Origin of the sequence: Kitasatospora sp. NPDC056446, from assembly GCF_042796115.1 — a bacterium.
Lineage (GTDB): Bacteria > Actinomycetota > Actinomycetes > Streptomycetales > Streptomycetaceae > Kitasatospora.
In genome coordinates this window covers 1-23,848 of the sequence record NZ_JBHTRF010000044.1, presented here as the reverse complement: position 1 = coordinate 23,848, position 23,848 = coordinate 1, and the positions used below count along the sequence as shown (strand labels likewise).

General features: G+C 74.0%; 19 protein-coding genes. 9 read left to right on the top strand and 10 right to left on the bottom strand.

The window, feature by feature from the left end:
• Nucleotides 1-65 precede the first annotated feature (65 nt).
• The 5 genes from ACFQ6N_RS25275 (at nucleotide 66) to ACFQ6N_RS25255 (ending at nucleotide 6,332) form a co-directional block, all read left to right on the top strand.
• A complete protein-coding gene (locus ACFQ6N_RS25275; protein WP_380653214.1) occupies nucleotides 66-1,028 on the top strand; it encodes a helix-turn-helix transcriptional regulator in 963 nt (320 codons plus the stop codon).
• A 108-nt stretch (nucleotides 1,029-1,136) separates the two neighbouring features.
• Nucleotides 1,137-2,087, top strand: a complete 951-nt coding sequence (locus ACFQ6N_RS25270; protein ID WP_380653211.1) for a molybdopterin-dependent oxidoreductase — start codon at nucleotides 1,137-1,139, stop codon at nucleotides 2,085-2,087.
• 288 nt (nucleotides 2,088-2,375) lie between these two features.
• Nucleotides 2,376-3,197, top strand: coding sequence for a hypothetical protein (locus tag ACFQ6N_RS25265; RefSeq protein ID WP_380653209.1), 822 nt, complete (start codon nucleotides 2,376-2,378; stop codon nucleotides 3,195-3,197).
• Nucleotides 3,198-3,326: 129 nt separating this feature from the next.
• A complete protein-coding gene (locus ACFQ6N_RS25260) occupies nucleotides 3,327-4,913 on the top strand; it encodes a purple acid phosphatase family protein (protein WP_380653206.1) in 1,587 nt (528 codons plus the stop codon).
• Nucleotides 4,914-5,111: 198 nt separating this feature from the next.
• Nucleotides 5,112-6,332 carry a hypothetical protein gene (locus ACFQ6N_RS25255; RefSeq protein ID WP_380653203.1) on the top strand — a complete coding sequence of 407 codons (1,221 nt, stop codon included), beginning with the start codon at nucleotides 5,112-5,114 and terminating at the stop codon, nucleotides 6,330-6,332.
• 61 nt (nucleotides 6,333-6,393) lie between these two features.
• Here ACFQ6N_RS25255 and ACFQ6N_RS25250 read toward each other — a convergent pair whose 3' ends face one another.
• The 6 genes from ACFQ6N_RS25250 to ACFQ6N_RS25225 form a co-directional block, all read right to left on the bottom strand.
• Complete coding sequence (locus tag ACFQ6N_RS25250) at nucleotides 6,394-8,151, bottom strand: ABC transporter ATP-binding protein (RefSeq protein WP_380653200.1); 1,758 nt, start codon at nucleotides 8,149-8,151, stop codon at nucleotides 6,394-6,396.
• Nucleotides 8,148-9,137 (bottom strand): ABC transporter permease, encoded by a 990-nt coding sequence (locus ACFQ6N_RS25245; RefSeq protein ID WP_380653197.1) that lies wholly within the window; start codon nucleotides 9,135-9,137, stop codon nucleotides 8,148-8,150. The genes ACFQ6N_RS25250 and ACFQ6N_RS25245 overlap by 4 nt, the downstream gene beginning before the upstream one ends.
• Complete coding sequence (locus tag ACFQ6N_RS25240) at nucleotides 9,134-10,243, bottom strand: ABC transporter permease (RefSeq protein ID WP_380653194.1); 1,110 nt, start codon at nucleotides 10,241-10,243, stop codon at nucleotides 9,134-9,136. The genes ACFQ6N_RS25245 and ACFQ6N_RS25240 overlap by 4 nt, the downstream gene beginning before the upstream one ends.
• A gap of 45 nt (nucleotides 10,244-10,288) precedes the next feature.
• On the bottom strand, nucleotides 10,289-12,007 hold the full coding sequence (locus ACFQ6N_RS25235; protein WP_380653191.1) for an ABC transporter substrate-binding protein: 1,719 nt from the start codon (nucleotides 12,005-12,007) through the stop codon (nucleotides 10,289-10,291).
• Between the two features lie 161 nt (nucleotides 12,008-12,168).
• Complete coding sequence (locus ACFQ6N_RS25230; protein ID WP_341846036.1) at nucleotides 12,169-12,261, bottom strand: Ms4533A family Cys-rich leader peptide; 93 nt, start codon at nucleotides 12,259-12,261, stop codon at nucleotides 12,169-12,171.
• 179 nt (nucleotides 12,262-12,440) lie between these two features.
• Complete coding sequence (locus ACFQ6N_RS25225; protein WP_380653188.1) at nucleotides 12,441-13,286, bottom strand: helix-turn-helix transcriptional regulator; 846 nt, start codon at nucleotides 13,284-13,286, stop codon at nucleotides 12,441-12,443.
• 145 nt (nucleotides 13,287-13,431) lie between these two features.
• Between ACFQ6N_RS25225 and ACFQ6N_RS25220 the strand changes: the two genes are divergently transcribed.
• Entirely contained in the window at nucleotides 13,432-14,211 is a 780-nt protein-coding gene (locus tag ACFQ6N_RS25220) for an NAD(P)H-dependent oxidoreductase (protein ID WP_380653185.1), read from the top strand.
• Here the strand turns inward: ACFQ6N_RS25220 and ACFQ6N_RS25215 are convergent.
• On the bottom strand, nucleotides 14,208-16,025 hold the full coding sequence (locus tag ACFQ6N_RS25215) for a methyltransferase (RefSeq protein WP_380653183.1): 1,818 nt from the start codon (nucleotides 16,023-16,025) through the stop codon (nucleotides 14,208-14,210). The two genes, ACFQ6N_RS25220 and ACFQ6N_RS25215, sit on opposite strands and share 4 nt — an antisense overlap.
• A 108-nt stretch (nucleotides 16,026-16,133) precedes the next feature.
• Nucleotides 16,134-17,342, bottom strand: coding sequence for a 4-hydroxybenzoate 3-monooxygenase (locus ACFQ6N_RS25210; protein WP_380653181.1), 1,209 nt, complete (start codon nucleotides 17,340-17,342; stop codon nucleotides 16,134-16,136).
• A 223-nt stretch (nucleotides 17,343-17,565) separates the two neighbouring features.
• Here ACFQ6N_RS25210 and ACFQ6N_RS25205 point away from each other — a divergent pair, with 223 nt between their 5' ends.
• Both ACFQ6N_RS25205 and ACFQ6N_RS25200 read left to right on the top strand, forming a co-directional pair.
• Nucleotides 17,566-17,937 (top strand): hypothetical protein, encoded by a 372-nt coding sequence (locus ACFQ6N_RS25205; protein ID WP_380653179.1) that lies wholly within the window; start codon nucleotides 17,566-17,568, stop codon nucleotides 17,935-17,937.
• Between the two features lie 161 nt (nucleotides 17,938-18,098).
• Nucleotides 18,099-18,830, top strand: a complete 732-nt coding sequence (locus tag ACFQ6N_RS25200; protein ID WP_380653176.1) for a hypothetical protein — start codon at nucleotides 18,099-18,101, stop codon at nucleotides 18,828-18,830.
• A 538-nt stretch (nucleotides 18,831-19,368) separates the two neighbouring features.
• On the opposite strand, the gene ACFQ6N_RS25195 is transcribed toward ACFQ6N_RS25200, so the two are convergent.
• Nucleotides 19,369-19,926: a TetR family transcriptional regulator gene (locus tag ACFQ6N_RS25195; protein WP_380653173.1), complete on the bottom strand. Its 558-nt coding sequence runs from the start codon at nucleotides 19,924-19,926 to the stop codon at nucleotides 19,369-19,371.
• A 140-nt stretch (nucleotides 19,927-20,066) separates the two neighbouring features.
• Here ACFQ6N_RS25195 and ACFQ6N_RS25190 point away from each other — a divergent pair, with 140 nt between their 5' ends.
• Complete coding sequence (locus tag ACFQ6N_RS25190) at nucleotides 20,067-23,003, top strand: AAA family ATPase (protein WP_380653311.1); 2,937 nt, start codon at nucleotides 20,067-20,069, stop codon at nucleotides 23,001-23,003.
• Between the two features lie 19 nt (nucleotides 23,004-23,022).
• Here ACFQ6N_RS25190 and ACFQ6N_RS25185 read toward each other — a convergent pair whose 3' ends face one another.
• Complete coding sequence (locus ACFQ6N_RS25185; RefSeq protein ID WP_380653170.1) at nucleotides 23,023-23,808, bottom strand: hypothetical protein; 786 nt, start codon at nucleotides 23,806-23,808, stop codon at nucleotides 23,023-23,025.
• Nucleotides 23,809-23,848: the final 40 nt, after the last annotated feature.

The following is a 23,848-nucleotide window of genomic DNA, read 5'->3' as shown; positions in this document are numbered from 1 at the left end:
CCCGGCTTCGGGCCCGGAACCACCGCTCACAGTCGGACGGCTACCAAGGAATCGGGACGGGCACGGTGGAAGAGAACACACTCGCGGTCCTCGGCGTGAGCGCGGGCGAGGAGGCGGTCTACCGGACGACCCTGCGGTCGCCGGGGCTCGGGGTCTCCGCCATCGCCGTCGGCTGCGGAATCGACCGGGAGAGCGCCGCAGCGCTGCTCACCAGGCTTCAGGACCTCGGCATGGTGACCACCGCGGACCGGCGGACGTTCAGCGGCGCGGACCCGGCCGCCGTCGTCGAGCGGCTGTCGCGGACCCGGATCAGCGGCCTCCAGGGCGAGATCCGGCAGATCGCCTCGTCGCGCCACCTGGCGGACAGCCTGCTGCGGGACCAGCGGGACGGGGCACGGGAGCCGGTCACCGAACTGCGGCACCTCACGGGCCTCGACCAGGTGGTCGCCTGCGTGGACGAGCTCTCCTTCTTCGCCCGGGAGGAGCGGCTGACCACGTACCCGGGCCCGTTCCTCGCCACCGCCCTCGACGACGTCCGGCGCCGCGATCTGAAGTACGTGCGCCGGTTGCGGATGCGGACCATCGTGCACGCCAGGGCCCTCGGCTGCCAGGACGCCGGCAGCTTCGCGGCGGAGCTGTCGGAGCGGGGCGCCCAGGTCCGCAGCACCGCCGAACCGCTCGAACGGATGGTGATCTTCGACCGGCACACCGCCGTCGTGGCGAACGACCCGGAGGACATCACCCGGGGCGCCCTGCTCGTCCGCCAACCCGGCCTGGTGTCCAACCTGTTGACGCTCTTCGAATGCCGCTGGTCGCGGTCCCACGGGATCGCGGACGTTCTGCCGAGCGAGGCCGAACGCCGGGTCCTCGGCACCATGGCACGGGTCGACAAGGACGCCACCGGCGCCCGGGAACTCGGCATGTCCCTACGGTCCTACCGCGGCCACGTCGCCACGCTCATGCACCGGCTGGGGGCGCCGAACCGCTTCCGGGCCGCGCTGGCCGCCCGCGAACGCAACTGGCTCTGACCCCCACCGGCCCCCGGCACCGCTCCGACCGGGGCGGCCGAGGCACTGTCAGTGCTTCCTTGTACTGTCGATCACCGCAACACCATGATCGACACGGGGGAATGACCGATGTTCAAAACCGATCCGCAGGCACCCGACCGCTTCGTCACGCCGGTCGACGAGGTCTTCGTCCGCAACCACCTCGGGCCGCACCCGCGGCTCGACCGGGCGACCTGGTCCCTCACCGTCGAGGGCCTGGTGGAGCGGCCCCTGCGGCTGGACTTCCAGGCCCTCCTCGGCCTGCCGCAGACCAGCCTGACCGCCGTCCACGAGTGCTTCGGCAACCCGCTGCACCCCACCGTGCCGACCCGCGCCGTCACCAACCTGGAGTGGTCCGGCGTCCCGCTCTCCGCCGTCCTGGAGCTGGCGGGCCCGCGCCCACAGGCCCGCCATGTCTGGCTGGAGGGCGCCGACAGGGGCGACTTCGCGGGGCAGAGCGACGTGAGCTTCCTCAAGGACCTGCCGCTCGACCAGGCGGGGGCGGAGGTCGTCCTCGCGCACACCATGAACGGCGAACCGCTGCGCCCGAACCACGGCTACCCGGTGCGGGCGGTGGCACCCCTGATGTTCGGCACCAACTCGGTCAAGTGGCTGAGCCGGATCGTGCTGGCCGCCGACCGGCCCGAGCACCTCTTCACCACCCACTTCTACACCCGCGTCCTGCCCGGCGAGAGCGAGTCCCGGCCGGTCCGCGAGAAGGACGTCTCCAGCAAGCTGCTCACCCCGGCCGACGGGAGCACCGTCCCGGCCGGGGCCCGTGAGATCGCCGGCTACGCCTGGAGCACCACCGAGGTGACGACCGTGGAGGTCGCGGTGGACGACGCCGACTGGCAGCCCGCCGTGCTCGACCGGCGCGGCCCGGACCCGACGTGGCAGCGCTTCCGCCTCCGGGCCGACCTCGCGCCGGGCCCGCACCGCATCCGCTGCCGGGCCACCGACTCCGCCGGGCGGGTCCAGCCGCTCGACGGCGACCGCAACGCCGTCCACGAGATACGCGTCGTCGCCGAGGACGGCGCGTGACCGGACGAGCGGCGGGTCTGACGCGCCCCGCAGGCCCGGCGCGCCCGCAAGCCTGACGGGCCCGCAGGCCTGGCGCGCCGCACCGTCGATTTCCCGATTCGCCGACGGACCGTCCGTGTCCGTGGGTAGCCTCTGGCGGGCGGCCGGGAGCCGTACCGGAACCGATGGAGGGGCTCGCATGGACACGGTCTCCGCACCGTTCGCGCGGTCGTCGCAGCTCGCGCAGGTCGTACGGCGCTCGTGGTCCGTACGGCGCTCGCAGTCCGCTCGGCTGACGGCGGGTCCGCGGTGACCGCGGCATCCCCGTCCGGAGCCGGCCGGTCCGGCGGCCCCCGCATCGACCCGCTGCTCGCCGACCGCGTCACCGAGGCGGTCCTGCTCGCCGGGCTGCCCGTCGCCTACGGCGGGCACGGGCCCGGCGTCCACCTGCGCCCGGCGCGGCCGCTCGACGACGCCGACGACTGCGCCGGCCTCCTCGCCGTGCACTGGGAGCCCGGCCCCCGGCTGGCGGCCGCGGCGGCTGCCGGGCTCCCCGGGCAGCCGGTGGCCTCGGCCCGGCTGATCGTCACCGGCGGCATGACGAACGCCTTGGCGGAGTTCCTGCCGGACTTCGGTATCACCGTCGTCCCCGGCCGCGACGGCGGGGAGACCAGGGTCGGCGGCTTCACCGGTCCGCTCCCGGCCGGCGGGCGCGGTGTCCCCGCCCCGCCGCCGGCCGGGTCCGCTCCGCTGGAGCTCGGCATCGGCACCGATGTCGTCGACGCGGTACGGCGGAGCGCGGCGCTCGCGGGTCTGCCCGTCGCCGACCACCTGTACGCACCCGGCATCACCCTCGGCCCGTGCCGGCCCGCCGACGACGGTGACGACACCACCGGTGTCGCCGACCTCGGGTGGAACCCGCCCCGGCGCATGTCCGCCGTCGCCGACGGCGGTACGCCGGCCGCCGAGCAGGCCGCCCGCCTGCGGGCCGCCGTCCGGGACGCCATGCGCCACGCCATCGGCTCCGTCCTCGGCGCCTGCGGCCTCGAAGCCCGGTGGCGCCGACCCGCCGGCCTCCCGGCGCAGCTCCGCGCGTACGGGCCCGCGCAGCGGCCGCCGGTCGGGCGCTGACCCCGGCGGCGGAACACCCGTCACTCCACCCCCTTTGTAGCCCAGCTGTCCGACTGACAGACGGCGCGGCCTGATTCCGTGCTGTCCGCCCTCTTGTCAAAGGTTAGGGAAGTTTCCTAACTTAATGTCATGTCCGAGACACCACGGCACTCCCGGCGTGACCTCCTCCGGATCGGCGCGACGGGCGGAGCCGCCCTCACCGCCGGCGGCCTCCTGCTGCCCGGCACCGCCCTCGCCGCCCCGCGTCCCACCGCCCTCGACACCCCGATCGCCCCCTCCCCCCTCCCCACCACTCCCCTCCCCTCGCCGCGGACCGAACGGATCGCCGGGTCCGCGCTGCGCCCCTTCGGCCGGCACCTCGCCTTCGGCGCCGACCCGTCCCGCCAGGTCGTCGTCTCCTGGCAGGTCCCGGGCGCGGTGACCGCGCCCTTCGTCCGGATCGGCCTGCGGCCCGGCGACTTCGGCGCCCCGATCGCCGCCGAGGTCCGCACCCTGGTCAGCAAGCTCTCCTGGCAGCACCCGGTCGAGGACCTGCCCCTGGTCAAGCCCACGACCGTCACCCAGTACTACCTGCACGCCCTGGTCGACCAGTTGATCCCCGACACCACGTACTACTACGTCGTCGGCCACCAGGGCAACGACCCCGCGGGCCAGGGCGCCCGGCTCGGCGACGTGGCGAGCTTCCGCACCGCGCCCGCCCCCGGCCGGGGCCCCGGGTTCACCTTCACGGCCTTCGGCGACCAGGGCATCGGCTACAACGCGGCCGCCACCGGCACCCTGATCGCCGGCCTCGACCCGGCCTTCCACCTCCACATGGGCGACCTGTCGTACGCCAACAGCGGCGGCAGCGGCAAGACCGGCGACGCGTACGACGCCCGCCTGTGGGACTCCTTCTTCGTGCAGAACGAACCCGTCGCCGCCCGGACCCCGTGGATGGTGGCGATCGGCAACCACGAGATGGAGCCCTGGTACGGAACCGACGGCTACGGGGGCGTCCGCGCCCGGTTCACGATGCCCGACAACGCCTGGACCCAGTCCACCGGCATCTACTCCTGGCGGTACCAGAACGTCGGCCTGGTCAGCCTCGACGGCAACGACATCTGCTTCAACACCCCGGCCAACCTCGACTACACCAAGGGCAAGCAGAAGAAGTGGCTGGACAGCCGGCTCGCCGCGCTGCGCGCCGACCCCGGCATCGACTTCATCGTCGTCTACCTGCACCAGTGCACGTACTCGACCTGCCACGACAACGGGGCCGAACTCGGCGCGCAGCAGGACTGGGCCCCGCTGTTCGACAAGTACCAGGTGGACCTGGTGCTCAGCGGCCACAACCACGTCTACGAGCGGACCGATCCCCTCCGGGCCGGCAAGGCCACCCGCAGGGCCGACCCCGGCGGCACCGTCGACCCCTCCAAGGACGGCACCACCTACATCGTCGCGGGCGGTGGTGGCGGCGGGCTCTACACCTTCCCCGCCTCCGACACCTACCTGGGGCACGAGACCGCGAACGACTCCGCCGTCCCGATGGTGGTCTCCGACCGGTCCGGCCACAACCAGACCGTCAAGGTCACCTGGTCCAGGGTGCGTTACACCGGCTACTGCCTGGTGGCGGTCGACGTGGCCCCCGCCGAGGCGGGCAAACCCGCCCGGATGGAGGTGCGTTCCGTCACCGAGGACGGCACCGCCGTGGACCGGGTCACCGTGCAGCGCGGCTGACCGCCCGAATCCCGCACGGACCGGAACTGCCCTCCACGCCACCGGACTTCCCGTATAAAGGAAGCGAGAGGGACCGCGAGGGACCGAGGGGGTCACGGCATGCAGGCGAGGCAACAGCCGGAGCGGGCCGGGCGCCCCCGTGGCGACACGGGCCCGGCCCGACGGCCCGGCACCGGGCCGCGACCCGAGACCGGGGCCGTGCCCCCGGGGGACCTCGCGGCCCTGCGGCGCGCCGGCAATGCGGCGACGGCACGGGCCGTCGCCGAGCAGCGGGACGGCTCCGGCGCGCGCGGGCGCCGGACGCCACCCGCGCTGCCGGCGCTCCAGCGGGTGGCGGGCGACCGGCGCCCGGCGCGGGAACAACTGGACCCGACCAACGTGCTGAGGATCTGCGAGGCCGCCGGCTACGACGGGGAGGCCGTCACCCCCGGGGCCCGGGCCGGCGCCCTGCGGGACATCGTGTGGGAGAACCACTGGGCGGCCATCTCGGAGGTGTGCCGGAAGCACAAGTACACCATCGCCGTCCGGGAGACCGGGGAGTACTCCATCCGTCGCATCGCGGAGGGCGCCAAGCCCAAGCCGCACACCATCCTGGAGAAGTCCATCAAGCCCTCGTCGGTGCGCAGTCGTTACGGCGCCGGGCCCGGGCAGGCCCAGGGCGACCCGGCGGTCGTGCTGCGGTGGCTGCGGGACCACGACCTGAGCGGCTTCGTCGGCCACTGGAACGCCCAGGGCCTGGCCGGCGTCCGGATCGACAGCCCGCCCCAGGAGGTCCTGGACACCGGGATCGTCCGGAACGGCCCCCGAGGCGAGCAGTATGTGCCGATCGACATGGACGCCGACGACGGCGGCCCGGAACTGGCCCAGTTGAAGGCCGACCCTCAGTGGCGGCACTACCTCTACACCGGGGACTACGACCTGCACGAGGTGTACTCCGCGCAGGGCGGTGGCGGCGGCCAGATCCCGGAGGCCACCCCCGAGAAGGCCAAGCTGCTCAACCGGCTCAACCAGGGCATCGCCCTCGGCTCCCAGGAGGAGGTGGTGCGCAGCGGCACGGCGGCCCTGGAGCACGGCAGGCTGCACATGGCGGCCGGCTCCGAGTACGCCATGTTCCAGCACGGCGACCAGGCCACCTACCGGATGAACCAGTACCTGGAGGCCGGGGAGGCCGCCGGGGAACAGGCCGCGCTGGAGGGCCGGGTGGCCCGGCTGGCGGCGCAGCTGGTGCGGGCGGTGGCCACCGAGGCCGACGAGCCCTTGGCCTGGTGCCGGATGGGCAAGTGGTACGTGACCAGGAACCGCGCGGAACACGCGGTCCTGCGGACCAAGTGGAACCTCGCCGTCCCCCACACCTGGGGCGAGTCCGAGGTGGAACGCACGGCCGAAGGCGGCTACCGCACGGCCCGCTACACCGCCTGACCGCCGAACAGCCGGGTGTGCCGGGCCCCGGCGGGCCGGGAGGGCCCGCCGGGGGGGTGGGTCAGGCGCCGGCGGCGGCCAGGCGGGCCTGGCGGCGGGCGGTGGCCTCGGCCGGGTCCAGCACCGGTACGGCGGCCAGCAGGCCCTTGGTGTACGCGTGCTGCGGGGAGTCGTACACCGTGTCGGCGTCGCCCTGTTCCACGATCCGCCCGGCCCGCATCACGGCGACCCGGTCGCTGACCTGCCGGACCACGGCGAGGTCGTGCGCGATGAAGACCAGCGTGAGGCCGAGGTCGCGCTGCAACTCGCCGAGGAGGTCGACCACTTGGGCCTGGGTGGTGACGTCCAGCGCGGAGACCGGCTCGTCGCAGACGATCAGCCTCGGCTCGGGTGCCAGTGCCCGGGCGATGCCGACCCGCTGCCGCTGCCCGCCGGAGAACTCGTGCGGGTAGCGGTGGTACCAGTCGGGGTCGAGCCCCACGCGTTCGAGGAGTTCGCCGACCCGGGCCCGGATGCGGCGCTCGTCGGACTCGCCGGCGATGCGCAGCGGGTCGGCGACGGACTCCCCGATGGTGCGGCGCGGGTTGAGCGAGGACACCGGGTCCTGGAAGACCATCTGGAGTTCCCGCCGGAGCGGGCGCAGTTCCTTCTCGCCGAGCGCTCCGATGTCGCGGCCCCGGTAGTGGAGCCGGCCGCCGGTCGGCTCCAGCAGCCGGACGAGCATCCGCCCGAGCGTGGTCTTGCCGGAGCCGGACTCGCCGACGACACCCAGCGTCTCGCCGGCCCGCACGGTGAGCGAGACGCCGTCCACGGCGGCGACCGGGGCGCCGCGCCGGGCGAGGCCGCCACGCATCGCGAACTCCCGGCGCAGGTCGGTGGCTTCGAGCAGCACCTCGCCCCCGGAGGACCCGGAGGACCCGGCCGCCGCGGCGGACGCGTCCGGCGCGTCCGGCGCGCCCGCCGCCTCCGGCGCGTCGACCCGGGGCACCGCCGACAGCAGCGCGCGGGTGTACGGTTCGCGCGGCGCGCCCAGCACCTCGGCGACCGGGCCGTGTTCGACCGCCCGGCCGTCCTTCATCACCAGCACCCGGTCGACGCTCCCGGCGACCACGCCCAGGTCGTGGGTGACCAGGACCAGCCCGGCCCCGGTCTCGGCGCGCAGCTCGTGCAGCAGGTCGAGGATCTGGGCCTGGACGGTGACGTCCAGCGCGGTGGTCGGCTCGTCGGCGACCAGCAGGCGCGGCTCGCAGGCCAGGGCCATCGCGATCAGCACCCGCTGGCGCATGCCGCCGCTGAACTCGTGCGGGCGCGAGCGCGAACGCCGGGCCGCGTCGGGGATGCCGACCCGGTCGAGCACCTCGACGGCCCGCTCCCTGGCGGCCCGGCGGGAAACCGGCCGGTGGACCCGGACGACCTCGGCGATCTGGTCGCCGACGGCGTAGTACGGGTCCAGTGCGGAGAGCGGGTCCTGGAACACCATCGCGGCCAGTCCGCCGCGCAGGCGCCGCAGTTCGTCGCCCTCGGCGGTGACGGCGTCGACGCCGGCGACCCGGACCGAGCCGCCGATCCGGGCGCCGGTCCCGCGATGCAGGCCGAGCAGCCCGTAGGCGACGGTGCTCTTGCCGGAGCCGGACTCGCCGACGATGCCGAGCGCCTGCCCGGCCTCCAGGGTGAAGCCGACGCCGTCGACGGCGCGGACGTGGCCGTCGCCGACCGGGAAGTCGACGACCAGGTCCCGGACCTCGACCAGGCTTGCGGCGTCGGCCGGCGACGCGGCATCGGCCGACGACGCGGCGTCGACCGGGGATGCGGCGCTCATGTCAGGACCACCCTTCGGTCGGTCACCGCGTAGAGCACGTCCGCGATGACATTGGCGAGGACCACGAAGAAGCCGGTGACGAGGGTGAGACCGACGACGGTCGGCAGGTCGATCAGACCGACCGAGGTGACCAGCAGCTTGCCGAGCCCCGGGAGGCCGAAGAGCGACTCGGTCAGCACGGCGGACCCGAACATCGTCCCCAGGTCGATGGCGGTGAGCGCGATCACGGGGGTGAGCGCGCCGCGCAGCGCGTGCCTGGTCACCAGGTGCCGCTCGCTGACGCCGTACGCCCGGAAGGTCCGGATGTGGTCGTCGGCGAGGGTCTCCAGCATGGAGGAGCGGGTCAGCCGGGCGTACTTGGCGGACTCGATCAGGGCGAGCGAGATCCAGGGCAGCAGCAGGCCCCAGAACCACTGCTGGGGGTCCTCGGTGAGCGGTGCGTAGCTCGGGAACGGCAGCCACTGGAGCTGGGAGCAGAGGACGATGAGCAGGACCAGGCCGATGACGAACACCGGGATGGAGCTGCCGGCCAGCGTCAGCCCGGTCAGCAGCCGCTCGCTGAGCCGGCCCCGGCGCAGCGCGGAGAGCAGTCCGGTGCCGACGCCGAGGACGAGCCAGAGCACCATCGCGCCGAGTGCCAGCGAGGCCGTGACCGGGAGCCGGGCGGCGATCATGTCGGTGACCTGCTCGCCGCTGCGGTAGGAGACGCCCAGGCAGGGCGCCGGGCAGTGCAGCAGGCTGTTCCCGGCGCTGAAGTCCCGGCCGGCGAAGACGCCTTGGAGGAAGTGGGCGTACTGGAGGTAGACCGGCGCGTCGAGGCCCAGCCGTTCGCGCACCTGGGCGACCTGGGCGGGGCTGCACTTCTCGCCGCAGGCCAGCTGGGCGGGGTCGCCGGGCGCGATGTAGAAGACCGCGTAGACGATCAGGGAGAGGGCGAGCAGGACGCCGAGCATGCCGACGGCCTTGCGGAGCAGGAAGCGGGTCATGCGGTGGCCTCCTCGGCTGCGGCGGCCGACGGGCCGGTACGGGCGGGGTCCGACGGGCCGGCGCCCGTGGGACCGGTGGCCGTGGGACCGGTGGCCGTCGGCCCGGACGCCGTCGGCCCGGACGCCGCCGGTCCGGCGGTGCCGCGCCCCGTGCCGACCCGCAGCCGGGAGGCCGCGCGGGGGTCGAGCTCGGTGCGGACGGCGTCGCCGAGCACGGTGAAGGCGAGCACGGTGGCGAACAGCAGCGCGGACGGCAGCAGCACGTACATCGGGTCCGCGCGGAACCAGGTGGTGGCGCCGGAGAGCATCTGGCCCCACGACGAGGTCGGCGGCTTGACGCCGACTCCGAGGAAGGACAGCCCTGCTTCGGAGACCACGTTGGACGGCAGCAGCACCGCCGCGTAGGTGATGACCGGGGCGGCCAGGGAGGGCAGCAGCTCCCGGCGGGCGATCCGCCACCGGCCGGCGCCGGCGAGCCGGGCCGCGGCCACGTAGTCGAGCCGGCGCAGGCTGAGCGTCTGCGCCCGGACCACCCGTGCGGTGCCGGCCCAGCCCAGCAGCCCGATGACCACGGTCAGCAGGAGCGGGCGGGGGAAGGAGGAGGGCACGACCGCCATCAGCGAGATGGCGAAGACCAGCGAGGGCAGGGCGAGCATCACCTCGGTGGTGTTGCCGATCAGCTGGTCGAGCAGCCGGCTGCCGAGTCCGGCGGCGAGGCCGATGAGCACGCCCAGGGTGACCTGGACGAGGGTGGCGCCGACGGCGACGAGCAGCGAGATCCGGGCGCCGTGGACCAGTCGGGCGAACACGTCGCGCCCGGTGCCCGGTTCGACGCCGAGCCAGTGCTCGGCGCTGACGCCGCCGAAGGAGCCGGTGGGCACGCCGCCGGCCGCCGAGTCGAGCAGGTCGTTGTGGTAGCTGGTGGGGTCCTGCCCCTCGATCGCGCTGAGCAGCGGTGCCGCCGCCGCGATCAGGACGAGCAGGACGATGACGAGGCCTGCGGCGAGTACGGTGCGCCGCGCGAGCAGCCGCCGCCACACCCGCCGGCCCCCGGCGGCCGGGGAGGCCGCGGGGGCCTCCCCGGCTCTGGGTTCCTGTGGAGCCATGGTTGTTGTCCGACCGATCCGTCCGATCCCGTCCGTTCCCGTCCGCTACTTGACCGCGACCTGGGAGACGTCGAGCACGCCGGTCCAGTCGCTGATGACGATGTTGCGGACGTCCTTGCCGGACAGCCGCTTGTAGACGGGGTGGAACAGCGGGACGGTGAGGGCCTGGTCACCGATGCGCTTGTCCAGGGCGCCCCAGCGCTTGGCGGCCTCGGCGTGGTCGGTGATCTTGTTGATCTGGTCGATCTCGTCGTTCACCGACGGGTCGTCCAGCTGCGCGGAGTTGAAGTTGTAGCCGTCGGTGACGATCTGCCGGCCGTCGAAGATCGGCGCGAGGAACGGGCCGCCGGACGGCCAGTCGGCGCCCCAGCCGGAGAGGAAGAGGCCGGGCTCGGTGCTGACGGTGTGGATCGTCTTGGAGTAGCGGGTGGAGTCCAGGGCGTCGAGCTGGACGGTGATCCCGGCCGCCTTGAGGCCGTCCTGGACGGCGGTGGCGAGGTCCGGCCCGTAGCCCTTGCCGGTCGCGGTGGAGTGGGAGAGCGTGATGGTCAGGCCGTCCGGGTAACCGGCCTCCTTCAGCAGCTCCTTGGCCTTCTCCGGGTTGCCGGTGGCGCCGGCCGGGAACGGGTCGTACGGCGTGTACCCGAAGGTCTCCTGGTTGGGCAGGTAGGTGGTGGCGGCGTCGGCGAGCGAGGAGCCGCCGGCCGCGTTGACGACCGAGGTGCGGTTGATCGCGTAGGCGACGGCCTGCCGGACCTTGGGGTTGTCGAACGGCTTGACCTTGGGGTTGAACGCCAGGTAGTTGACGTAGCCGAAGCGGCCGGTGCCGACGCGGGCGGCGAGGGCCTTGTCGTCCTTGACCTGGGCGAGCTCGGAGGGGCCGAGGTTGGTGTCGGTGGTGACGGCGGCCGCGTCGGCGCCGGTGCCGGCGGTGAGCCGCTGGTTGATCACCGCCGGGTCGAGGCCGGACTGCACGTCGATGGTGTCGGGGTACGCCTTGCGCTGGTCGTCCGTCGCCGAGGACCAGTTGGGGTTGCGCTTGAGGACGAGGTGCGCGCCGTCGTTCTCGTTCTTGACGACCTGGTAGGGGCCGGAGGAGACCGGGTGGTCCTGGTACTTCGCCCCGGTGTCCTTGGCCTTCGGGACGGGGGTGGTCTGCGTCTGGGTGGCCAGGTACGGGAAGTCGCCCTCGGGCTTGTTGAGGTGGAAGACGATGGTCTTCTCGTCCGGGGTCTCGATGGCGTCCAGGGTGCGGCCGTCCTTGTACGGGCCCTGGTAGTCGGCGGCGCCGACCAGCCAGTCCCTCAGGTACGGCGCCCCGCCGGAGAGTTCGGGGGCGAAGGACCGCTCGATGCCGTACTTGATGTCGGCGGTGGTGATCGGCGAGCCGTCCTCGAACTTCAGGCCGTCCTTGAGCCGGTAGGTCCACACCGTGGCGCCCTCGGAGGGGGTGCCGGTGTCGGTGGCGAGGTCCGGGACCACCTTGGTGCCGGCGACGCCGTCGGCCCGGTTGCGGGTGGTGAGGGTGCGGAAGACCAGGGAGGGCACGTTGCCGCCGCCGGAGGTGTAGAGCCGCGCGGGGTCGAACTGGTCCTGCGGGTTCTGGTTGAGGACGGTGAGGGTGCCGCCCTGCTGCGGCGCGGCGTCCTTGCCGGTGCTTCCACCGCCGTCGGCCTTCGGTCCGCACGCCGCCAGTCCGACGACCAGGGCGACGGTGACGGTCGCCAGGGCGAGGCGGCGAGGGGTGGAGGTGGTTCGAGACATCGGAAAGGGAGCCTTTCGCTACCGATGGCGCACGGGGGAATTCGTGCACGGAGGAAGGCGGGCGACAGTGGGGCCTGGAAGGAGAGTGAGCAGCACCGCGCCCGCGGGAGGGGACGAAGCCCCGAGGCGGCGATCACCGCTACGCGTCGGGACAGGCGGATTCAGCGACAGAGATTGTCGGAAACGCAGTGCGTGGCCACGCCGATCAGCGCCAGCTCGATGGCGGCGCACTCGATCGGGTGACGGTCAGACATGCCGAGAAGACTGTATGACTTCATGCGGAATGTCAAAACCCCGCATACCGTCCCCCTCCCCCGCCACACGCCGGTGGCACCGACCCTGGACGGGCCGGTGCCACCGTCTCCCCTGAGGGTCGGATCGACTCGAGCCGCCACCCCTGGTTGCTCCAGCTGTTGCTGTCCCGGGGCCGGGGCTACGACGAGGCGGCGTCCACCACGGGATGCGCGTCACCGCTGCCCGCGCCCAGGCTCGCCAGCAGGCGCAGCCCGTCCTCGGCGGGGCTGCCGGGGACCGCGGACAGCACCAGCAGTTCCATGCCCGACTCGTCCGGCAGCGCGAAGTTCTCCTGGTGCAGTTCCAGCACTCCGACCAGCGGGTGCCGGTACGCCTTGCGCCCGTGGGAGCGGGCGCGCACGTCGGCGCGGGCCCAGAGGCGGCGGAAGCGCTCGCTGCCCATCGCCAACTCGCCGATGAGCGAGGCCAGACGGGGGTCCTCGGGGTACGTGCCGGCGGCCAGCCGCAGGTGCCCGACCACGTCGAGGGTGCAGGTCTCCCAGTCCGCGTAGAGGCCGTGCTCGGCCTCCTCCAGGAAGATGTTCCGCGCGATGTTCAGGCCCGGTATCGGCCGGCCGAAGAGGGACCCGGCGAGGCGGTTCCCGGCGAGCACGTCCAGGCGGTGGTCCATGATCAGCGCGGGTGCGTCGGGGACCAGGCCGAGGACGCGCAGCAGCTCCGGCCGGACCCTCCCGCCGGGCGCCTTCGCGCGGCGGCCGCGCTGGCGGGCGAGCCGGTAGAGGTGCCCGCGTTCGGTCCCGTCGAGGCCGAGGACGCGGGCGAGCGCGTCGAGGACCTGCTCGGAGGGCTGGGTCGCGCGGCCCTGCTCCAGGCGTACGTAGTAGTCGACGCTGACGCCGGACAGGTGCGCGACCTCCTCGCGGCGCAGCCCTTCGACCCGGCGGCGGCTGTCGGTGGGGATGCCGACGGCCGCCGGGTCGAACCGGGAACGCCGGGTCCGCAGGAAGCCCGCAAGATCGTCCATGCCCCGAGTATGCCCCCGGCGGTGTCCCGTGAGGGTGGTCCTGCCAGTACCAGGAAGTCCGGTCCGACGGAAGAGGCGCCCCTGTACGGCGCGGCGCCGTCGGCAGAGCATCTGTGGCAACACACCTTGTCGAGAGGGAACAGCCGTGAAGACGCTCATCGTCTACGCCCACCCCGAGCCGCGTTCGCTGAACGGCTCGTTGAAGGACCTCGCCGTGTCCACGCTCGAAGCCGCCGGGCACGAGGTGCGGGTCAGCGACCTGTACGCGATGGGCTGGAAGGCCGTGGTGGACACCGCGGACTTCGGCGAGCACGCCACGAACCCGCTGCGGGTGGTGCCGAGTTCGGCCGGGGCGTTCGACGCCGGCGCGCTCACGCCCGACGTGGCGGCCGAGCAGGAGAAGCTGCTGTGGGCCGACACGGTCGTCTTCCAGTTCCCGCTGTGGTGGTACACGATGCCGGCCGTCCTCAAGGGCTGGGTGGAGCGGGTGTTCTCCTTCCACTTCGCGTACGGGGTCGGAGTGCACGACGAGACGCGGTACGGCGACCGTTTCGGTGAGGGGACGCTGAAGGGGCGGCGGGCGATCCTGTCGGTGACCGTCGGGGGCCCGGAGTCCCACTACAGCGATCGCGGGATCAACGGTCCGATCGAGGAGCTGCTGTTCCCGATCCACCACGGGATCCTGTACTACCCGGGCGTGGAGGTGCTGCCGCCGTTCGTGCTGTACGGCAGCGACAGGATCGGCGACGACGACTTCGAGGACGCCGCGAAGGCGTGGAAGGAACGGCTCCTGTCGCTGGAGACGACCGAGCCGATCGCGTTCCGGCGCCAGAACTTCGGTGACTACGAGATCCCGTCACTGCGGCTGAAGGAGGGCCTGGAAGCACCGGGCCGCACAGGCTTCGGCCTGCACGTGCGCGGTTAGGGGCCGGCGGGCGCCTTGCGGACGTGCAGGACGGCGGCGCCCAGCGGCAGCGGCGCGTGGTCCACGAGACGCAGCCCGGCGTCGGTGAACAGTCGGCCGTAGTGGTCGGCCCGGCGTTCCCTGCCGCCGGTGTTGCACATCATGTGGAGGTCCCACGCGGTGGCCAGCGATGCCGAGCCGTCCGCCGGCAGCAGGCGTTCGACGACCAGCAGGTCGGCGTGGGCGGGCATGGCGCGGGCGCAGTGGCGCAGGATCTCGCGGCAGCGCGCGTCGTCCCAGTCGTGCAGCACCCGGGACAGCAGGTAGACGTCGGCGCCCGGCGGGACGTCCGCGAAGTCCCCGGCGCGGTAGGCGCACCGGTCGCCGAGCCCGGCCGCGTCGAGCCGGCGGCGGGCGGCGGCCACGGTCTGCGGGCGTTCCAGCAGGACGCCGCGCAGGCGCGGGTGCGCGGCCAGGACGAGCCCGAGGAGTTCGCCGGTGCCGCCGGCCACGTCGACGACGGTCGCGGGGCCGGGCGCCGCGTCCGCGCCGACGAGGACCGGGTGCGCGGGGACGGGTTCGAACATCCGCGAGCCGGCGGCCATCGACCGGTCGAACAGCTCGGCGAGTTCCGGGTCGCGGGCGAAGTGGTCGAAGTGGTTCTCGCCGAAGAGGTGGTCGAAGCCGACCTCGCCGGTACGCACGGTGTGGCCCAGGGCCTCGAAGGACCGGTAGAACGGGCCGCCGTACATCAGGGCCAGGGCGCGCATCGAGCCGGGGGCGTCGGTGCGCAGCAGGGCGCCGAGGGCGGTGAGCCGGAAGCCGTCGCCCTCCCGGGCCGTCACGCCCACCATCGTGAGGTAGCGCAGCAGCGTCGCCAGGCTGCCGGGGTGGGCGCCGACCGACCGGGCGAGGGCCGGGGTCCCGGTCGGCGTGCGGGTGTCCAGGGCGTCGGGCAGCCGCAGTCGCGCGCACACCGCGAGGGCCTGGGTCGTCCAGGCTCCGGTCAGCAGGCGCAGGAGGTCTTCGGCCGGCCGGTGCGCGGAGTCTTCGGCAGAGTTTTCAGCGGGGTTTGCCGCAGGGTTTGCCGCAGGGTCTTCGGCGGGACGGGCGGCGGGGTCGTGGGCGGCGTCCGCGTGGTCCGTGCGTGCCTGGTCCGCGTGCGCCCGGTCCGTGCCCAGGTGGGCGGCGAGTACGGCGGGGTGGCTGCCCCGGGCGTGGAGCTCCACCCGCCGGTAGCCCGCCGCGGTGTGGGCGGGGGCGGTGAAGTAGAGGACCGTCCCGTCCTCGTGCGGGTTGTAGCCGCCGCCGTCGGGCGTCGCGCCGTGCCGCGCCAGGAGCGCGCACAGGCCGTGCAGCACCAGGGGGTCAGGGCGGGCGACCTCGAAGGCGAGGTGCTCCTCGTGCCGGTGGGCGCGCTCGTGCGCGGCGACGGCGGCCAGGTCCGAGCCGGGCGGTACGGCCAGGGCGAACACCTCGACCGTCCGCTCCTCCCGGTGCGGCCCGGGCACCCGCGGGCGCACGATCCTGACGTCGAGTCCGGCCTCGTCCAGCCCGTGCCGGCGGGCGAGCCGCTGCCGTACCACGGTGCTCGGGTAGGAGGGCGTGTCCGGGTCCAGCCGGCAGGCGGCCAGTCGGGCGCGCAGCGCGCCGTCGTCGGGCGGGAAGACCAGCAGCGCGGCGTGCGCGAAGCGGCAGTGGTCGGCCAGCGCCCGCAGCTCCGGGCCGTCGAGGCCGGGCAGCAGGAGCCGGAGCAGGGTGTCGGTGTCCTGTTCTTCGACGAACTCGGCTGCCGCGCGCAGGCGGGCCGTGTCGTCCGGGGTTGTCGCCGTCATCGCGGGGCGTTCCTATCCGGGGGTCGGGTCGCGGCGGTCCGGGCCGCCGTACGGGTGCGGAGGGAGGGGGGTGTCGGGGACGGGGGGTGTCCGGGACTTGAGGGGGGGTTACACGCCGACGTAGTTCTCGGCGAACCAGTCCTGGTGGGCGCGCGAGGTGCGCAGTGATTCCAGCCGCGAGCGCCGCATGGATTCGTGGAAGAACGATTCGCCATCCGTACCGGGATCGGTGTGCAGCAGCCGGATCATCCAGTGCGAGAACTCCTGCGCGCGCCAGATGCGGGCCAGGCCGCGCCGCGAGTACTGCTCCAGCGCGCCGGGCTCGCCGTGGGCCAGGTCGTCGACGAGGGCCTCGGCGAGGAGTTCGGCCTCCAGCACCGCGAGGTTGGCGCCCTTGGCGGCGGAGGGGCTGACCAGGCTCGCGGCGTCCCCGGCCAGCAGCAGCGAGCCGTGCCGCAGCGGTTCGACGACGTCGGAGCACAGGTCGACGACGGTGCGCCCGATGATCCCGCCGCGGCGCAGCGGCCCGTGCTCGGCGGCGCGCATCCGCAGGTCGAGCAGGTCCCAGACCTGCTCGTCGGTCCAGGAGTCGGCCGGGGTGCCCCGGTCGCACTGCAGGTAGTAGCGGGTCACCTCGGGGGTGCGGGCCATGTGCCCGGCGAAGCCGCCGCGGTGGGTCGCGTAGCCGACGGCGTCGAGGCTCGGCGGGGCCTGGGCCAGCAGGCCGAGCCAGCTGACGCCGTGGTCGCGGTGGTGGCGCAGGGCGCTCGGGGGCAGCGAGCGCCGGGCGGCGCCGTGGCGGCCGTCGCACCCGGCCACGTAGCGGGCCCGCCACCGGGTGGGGCGGCCGTGGGCGTCGCGTGCGGAGACGGTGGGCCGGGTGCCGTCGGCGTCGTGCACGGCCAGCGCCTCGGTGCCGAAGGCGATCCGGCCGCCGGTGTCGAGGTAGTGCGCCAGCAGGTCGGCGACCAGGTCCTGCTGGGGGTAGACGGTGTGCTGCTCGCGGTGCCCGAGGGAGCCGTAGTCCAGGCGGAAGCGGCCGTCGTCGGTGCGGAACTCGCAGACGCCGTGCGGGCGGCCGTCGCGGCGCAGGCCGTCGGCCAGGCCGTGGCGTTCCAGGGTGCGGACGGTGTTCGCCGCGAGGAAGCCGGCCCGGGCCCGGGTGCCCAGGGCGGCCCGCTCGGCGCGTTCGAGGACCACGCAGTCGATCCCGTGCGCGTGAAGGAGGTTTCCGAGGGTCAGCCCGGCAGGGCCCGCGCCGAGGATGACCACGGCGGCGGACTCCGGTCGCACTGAGCTGTTCTGACGTTCTGTCACAGAAAGTGGATCATAGGTGTCGGGAGATACATGAAAGGCATGAAATAACCCGAACCAGCTAATAGACAGATGATCCGTCTACGGCTCGCCGCACACGTCCGACCCTCCCCCCGTCCGGTGGTGGCGGCGCCCGGCGGATAATGGCCGGACCGCGGGGCCGCGCGGCGGGCCGCGTCGACCGCGCCGGCGGCACCGATCGAACCGACGGAGAGGCAGCGGACGGATGACCCTGGAGGAAGGCCGGCGCGTCCGGCTGGGCGAGGACCTCGGGATCGGCGAGGCGGTCGCCGGAGAGCCCGCGGCCGTCGTCGGGCTCCTGTCGCTGGGAGCCGGGATCGAGGGCACCGTCGTACGGGTGGACGAACTCCCGGAGAGCCACGGGGTCCGCGAGTACCGGCGGCTCACCGCGCTGTTCCAGGACTACGGGCACACCATGCCGACGGCGAGCCGCGAGCGCCTGGCGGAGGAGATCGCCGCGCTGGAGCCGGAGTGGGCCGCCCACCGGGCGCGGGGCGCGCAGGTGAGCGTACGGGTCCGCTGGGACAACGGCCTCGTCCTCGACGGGGCACGGGAGGACATCCTCACCCCGCTGTGACCGGACGCCCGGCCGGAGGACGGAGCCGCTACCGTGCGCCCGGCCGGAGGCCCGAGCCGAGACCGGAGCCGAGACCGGACGCACGCCACCGGACCGGGCCCGGCCGACAGCCCCGGAAAATCGCTGTCGCTGCTCTGTTCGGTCCTGGTAGCGTCCTCGCCGTGGCAAAGCTGAACCAGATCATCGCCGTCGAAAAGGGCGTCAAGTCGAAGTCCTTCCAAGAGCTGACGCAGGCCCACCAGGACCTGCAGAAGCCCGCGCTGCTGGCCGGGATCTCCCGCACCTACCAGCCCAAGGACGAGGAGGGCGAGCAGCTGCCGCCGGAGTCGACCCGGGTGCAGCTCAAGGCCGAGGACATCCTGCGCTCCACCGCGAACACCCTCACCCGGCTGTTCGACGTGACGGCCACCAAGGACTGGGCCAACATCGGCGCCGCCGCCGACGTGGCGGTGGACGGCCAGGTGCTCCTCGCCCAGGTGCCGGTGCCGTACCTGCTCTTCCTGGAGAAGCAGCTCACCGACCTGTCGACCTTCGTGAAGAAGCTCCCGGTGCTGGACGCCTCCGAGTCCTGGAACCCGGACGCGTCCACGGACTCCTGGAAGACGGAGCCGGTGCGCACCATCCGGACCAAGAAGGTGCCGCGCAACCACGTCAAGGCCGAGGCCACCGAGAAGCACCCGGCGCAGGTCGAGGTGTACTACGAGGACATCGCGGTCGGCTACTGGACCACGGTCAAGTTCTCCGGCGCGCTGCCGGCCCGCCGGGTGAACGAGCTCGCCGAGCGGGTGGAGAAGCTCCAGCAGGCGGTCAAGTTCGCCCGCGAGGAGGCCAACGCGGTCGAGGTCACCGACCGGCGGGTGGGCGACGCCGTCTTCGGCTACCTGTTCCGGTAGCCCCATGATCGCCCGCCCGGGGAGCCGGGCGGGTGCGCCGAGCGCGCGGAGGACTCAGTCCCGGAGACCGGGGCCGGTGCTCCGCGCTGCGGGGCGCGAAAAGCTGACACTGATGTTGAAGCTGACCCAGGGGTCACAGTGGAGGTTCGAATCCTCCCCCCGGCACCACCGGCCGGGGTAGCCCAAGCGGAAGAGGCAGGCCCCCTGAATCTCAGACTCTCGCTCCAGTCTCAGTATTCGCCGCCGAACACCGGATCGACCGGGTGCGGACGAATATCGACGAATGCAGGTTCGAGTCCTGTCTGTGCCGCTCCGTGGCACGGTAGTTCAAAGGCAGAACGCGTCGATTTCAATCTGATCCGCGGCCCTTAAACGTGCCGGTGTGCGCAATTGGGCGGCAAACAGGGGCCCGGGAGCTGGCTACGCTCCCGGGTCCTCTCGCCTTTTCCGCGCCGTACCCGCGCCGTTCCAGCACCTCTGCTCTCGCCGCTCCCCCACCGTTCCCGTGCGATTCCCGCGCGGATCCCGCGCCGTGGGCTCACTCCACCAGGGCGGCGGCGATGCGGCGGACCGTATCACGGCGCCGCGCCCGGTCGTCGAGGCCCACGACGGCCAGCACCTCGGGGTTCGCGCCCTCCCACAGCATCGCGAGGTGGACGAGCAGGGCGAACAGGACCTGGGGCTCGAACCGGCTGGAGACCAGGCCCTTGGCCTGCAGCTCGGCGATGGCGGCGCTCCTGTCCCGCACCTCGGCGATCCCGAGGTCGTTGAGCGCTTCGCCGCGCTCCAGCCGCTGCCAGGTGACCAGCCGGGGGATGTCCGGGTCTGCGGCGTAGAGGTCGCTCAGGCCGGCCGCGAACCCGGGCAGGTCGTTCACGTCGAGCGGGACGCCGACGACGATCTGCTCGACCAGTTCGTTCCAGACCGCGTCGAACAGCCCGGACTTGTTCCCGAAGTAGTGGTAGATCTGCGCCTTGTTGCTCCGCGCGGCGGCGGCGATGCGGTCGACGCGGGCACCGTTCAGCCCGTACGCGGCGAACTCGGCCCGGCCGGCCATGACGAGTCTCCGTTTGGTGGCCTCGGCGTCGCGCTCCATGCACCCAACTCCTAACTAACCGTTTACTTGACAGGGTTCACCAGGGCACAGTCTAATCAACTAACCGTTCAGTTGAATACGGCTGCGGTCATGCGTCTCGGGGGCAGGGGAGGGAGCCGGGCTTGGAACCGGGCACGGTGATGGTCGGTCGGGACAGCGAACGGGCCCGGCTTTCCACGTTCGTACGGGCCGCCGACGGGCAGGCCCTGGTACTCCGGGGGGAGGCAGGTGTCGGCAAGAGCACCCTGCTCGACCTGGCGGCGCGGCTCGCGGCCCGGGAGGGACACCTGGTGGTCCGCGCCACCGGGGTCGAGGCGGAGACCGAACTGCCCTACGCCGGACTGCACCAGCTCCTCTACCCGCTGCTCCCCACCGACCGAACGGGACAACCCGACGGGCCGGGGCAGTCCGGCGGCCCGGGACAGCCCGGCGCGCCGGAGCGCGAGCAGCCGGACACCGCCGCCCTCGCGGTGTTCGACGGCGTGTTCAACCGGACCGACGGCCCCGCGCCGTCGGTCATGGCCCTCGGCATCGCCGTGCTCAACCTGCTGTCGGCCACGGCCTCGAAGCGGCCGCTGCTGCTCGTCCTCGACGACGGCCAGTGGCTGGACGGGGCCAGCGCCGAGGTCTGCGGGTTCGTCGGCCGTCGGCTGGCCGGCAGCCCCGGGGCCAAACTCCTGGTCGCCGTCCGCAGCGACACCGCCTCGCGGTTCGACACCGCGGCACTGCCGGAGGCACCGGTCGGCGCACTCCCGGCCCCGGACGCCGCCCGCCTGCTGGACCGCCACCACCCGGCGCTGGGCGGGCCGTTGCGCGGGCTCGTGCTGGACCAGGCCCGCGGCAACCCGCTGGCCCTGCTGGAACTGCCCGCCCACATCGCGAGCCGCCCCGACGACCGGGCACCGCAGGACCTGCTCGGCCTGCACGGCGTGCCGCTGCCCCGGCGGATCCAGGAGGTCTACGCCGGTCGGCTCGACCGCCTCGACGGCGCCGTCCGGGCGGAACTGCTGACCGGCGCCCTCGACGGTGCCACGGCCCGCAGGGGCGACGGTCCGGCCCCCACCACGCGCTACCGCATGCGCGGCGTCGACGAGGCGGTCGCGTGCGGCCTGCTGGTCGTCGACCCGGCCACCGACACCCTCGCCTTCCGCCACCCGCTCGTCCGGTCGAGCGTCGTCCAACTGGCCACGGCGGACCAACGCCGCGCCGCCCACCGGGTGTTGGCGCACGTCCACCGGGAGGACCCGGAGCGCCGCGCGACCCACCTGGCAGCCGCCGCCGTCGACCCGGACGAGGACGTCGCCGCCGCCCTCGAAGCCGCGGCCCGCTCGGCGACCCGGCGCGGCGGTGCGCGGATGGCCGTGTCCTGGCTGACCCGTGCCGCCGAGCTGAGCGAGAACCGGGCCGACCGCTCCCGGCGGCTCGGCGACGCCGCGTACGTCGCCGGGCAGGCCGACCGGCTCGGGCAGGCCCGCAGCCTCGCGCTCGCCGCGTCCGTGCCCGACTCGGACGACAACCCGGCCGCGGTCCTCGCCAACGGCTACCTGGCGCTGTACCGCGACGGGGACGTACGGGCCACCCACCGCCAGGTCGCGGCGGCGGTGGCGCGGCTGCGCGCCGGCGGCCCCGGCCGCCCCGGACCGGACCGCGACGGTCCCAGCCGCGACGACCGTGGTGGCGATGGCCGTGGTGGCGACCGTGGCGCCGACGACGACCGTGCCAGCGACCGGGAGGACCGTGGTGGCGACCGCACCGGCGAGGTGCTCGACCGCCTGGTCAGCCTCCTGCTCGCCGTCAGCCAGTACGCCGGGAGCCCCACCGCGTGGCAGCGCACGCACGAGGTCCTCGCCTCGCTCGGCGACCTCGCCACCGAACGGGCCTGGATGTACGCCGACACCTGGAGCGACGTGGTCCGGCACGGCGCCGGCTGGTCCGGGCCGGTGGAACGGGCCGCGGCCGACCTCGCGGACCAGGACCCGTGGGACGTCACCCGGCTTGCCGTGTCGGCCTACCACCTCGACGTCCTGAGCCCGCTGCGCCCGTACCTGGAACGGGTCGTGGACCGCGAACTGGACACCGGCGCCACGTCCAGCGGCATCGTCATGCTGCACCTGATCATGCTCGACCAGACCGCGCTCGGCCAATGGGACGCCGCCGAGCACACCGGGCGCCGCGCCCTGGCCCTGGCGGCCGAGACCGGCCACGCGCTGTTCGCGCACCAGACCCGGGCCTACCTGGCGCAGCTCGCGGCCGTACGCGGCCGGGCGGAGGAGGCACGCGACCTCCAGGCCGCGGTCGACGCGTGGGCCCGCCCGCGCGGCATCGGGTTCCTCACCCAGCTCGCCGACGCCATCGGCGCCACCACCGCGCTCGCCGCCGGCGACTACGAGACCGCGTTCCTCTACGCCATCGGCATCACCACCCCCGGAGCGTTCCGGCCCTACGCCTACCAGGCGTCGCGGACCCTCCTCGACCTCGCCGAGGCGGCCCTGCACACCGGTCGCGCCGAGCAGGCCCGGGCCCACGCCCTGGCCGCGCGCGACGCCGGCCTGCCCGACCTCTCCCCGCGCCTGGCCCTGGTCACCTACGGGGCCCTCGCGATGACGGCCGCCGACGACGGGGAGGCGGCCGACATGTACACCCGCGCGCAGACCCACCCGGCCGCCGAGCGCTTCCCGTTCGAACTGGCCCGGATCCGGCTGGCGCACGGCATCCGGGTACGGCGCACCCACGGCGGCGCGGCGGCCCGCACGTTCCTCGCCCCGGCCGCCGAGGCCCTCGACCGCCTCGGCGCCACCGCGTGGGCCGAGCGGGCCCACGCCGAACTGAGGGCCGCCGGGGTCGCGCCCCACACCCCCGCGCCCACCCCCTCGGTACCGCTGACCTGGCAGGAGCGCCGGATCGCCGAACTCGCCGCCGGCGGCCTGACGAACAAGGAGATCGGCTCACAGATCTGCCTCTCCCCCCGCACGGTCGGCGCCCACCTCTACCGCGCCTTCCCCAAGCTCGGCATCACGACGCGCGCCGCCCTCCGCGACGCCCTGACCAGGATCGACCACCACCCGGCCGCGCCCTGACGGCGGGGCCGAGCCCCGGTCAGGCCTCGTCCGCCCAGATCACCCTGCGGTCGGGCTGGATGTGGGCGGTGACCGACATCTCGCGGTAGAGGGTGACCGCGTCCGGCGCGCCGACCTCGGCCCGCGCCTGGAAGGCGGTCGCCGGAAGCAGGGGGTGGACGCACTGCTCCGGGGGGCTCAGCAGCGACTGGCCCGGCGCCAGGGTGACCCGCACCCCGGTGCCCCAGAGGCCGGGGCAGGCGCGGCTGCCTCCGGAGCGGACCCAGCCGACCCTGGCCTGCACCGTCACCGCCTCCGGGCCGGTGTTGGTCAGCCGGACCGCGAAGCTCAGCCCCGACTCGTCCACCCGGGTGCACGGTGTCCAGGCGAGGCCGTCGACGTACCGGATCCGCCCGCACCGGTGGTTGCCGCCGATCTCGGTGCGGGCCCCGTCGGCCGGGGAGAAGAGCGGCAGTTCCGGGGCGACGGCCGGTGGCTCCCCCGGGGCGGCCGCCGACGGCTTGGCCGGGACGGCCGTGGTCGGCGGCGGCGCCGCGGCCCCGCCCGTTCCCTCGCTGCCGTGCCCCGGCAGCAGGAGCAACGGCGGGACGGCCGCCGCGGCCAGCACCGCCGCGACGGCGGGCAACCACCGGCGCACGGTCGTACGGGCAGGGCGCGTGCCCTCGGCGCGCGCCTGCTCGGCACCACCACCGGCGCCTTCACCCCCGCCCGCGCCCCCGCCCCGGTCCTCGCCGACCACGGCGCCGGGGTCGGCGCCACCGCCCGCGCCCAGGTCGGCGTCCGCGTCGAGGTGGGCGACCCACATCCCCCGCCCCCCCGCACCCGGTCGCGTATACACAAATGTC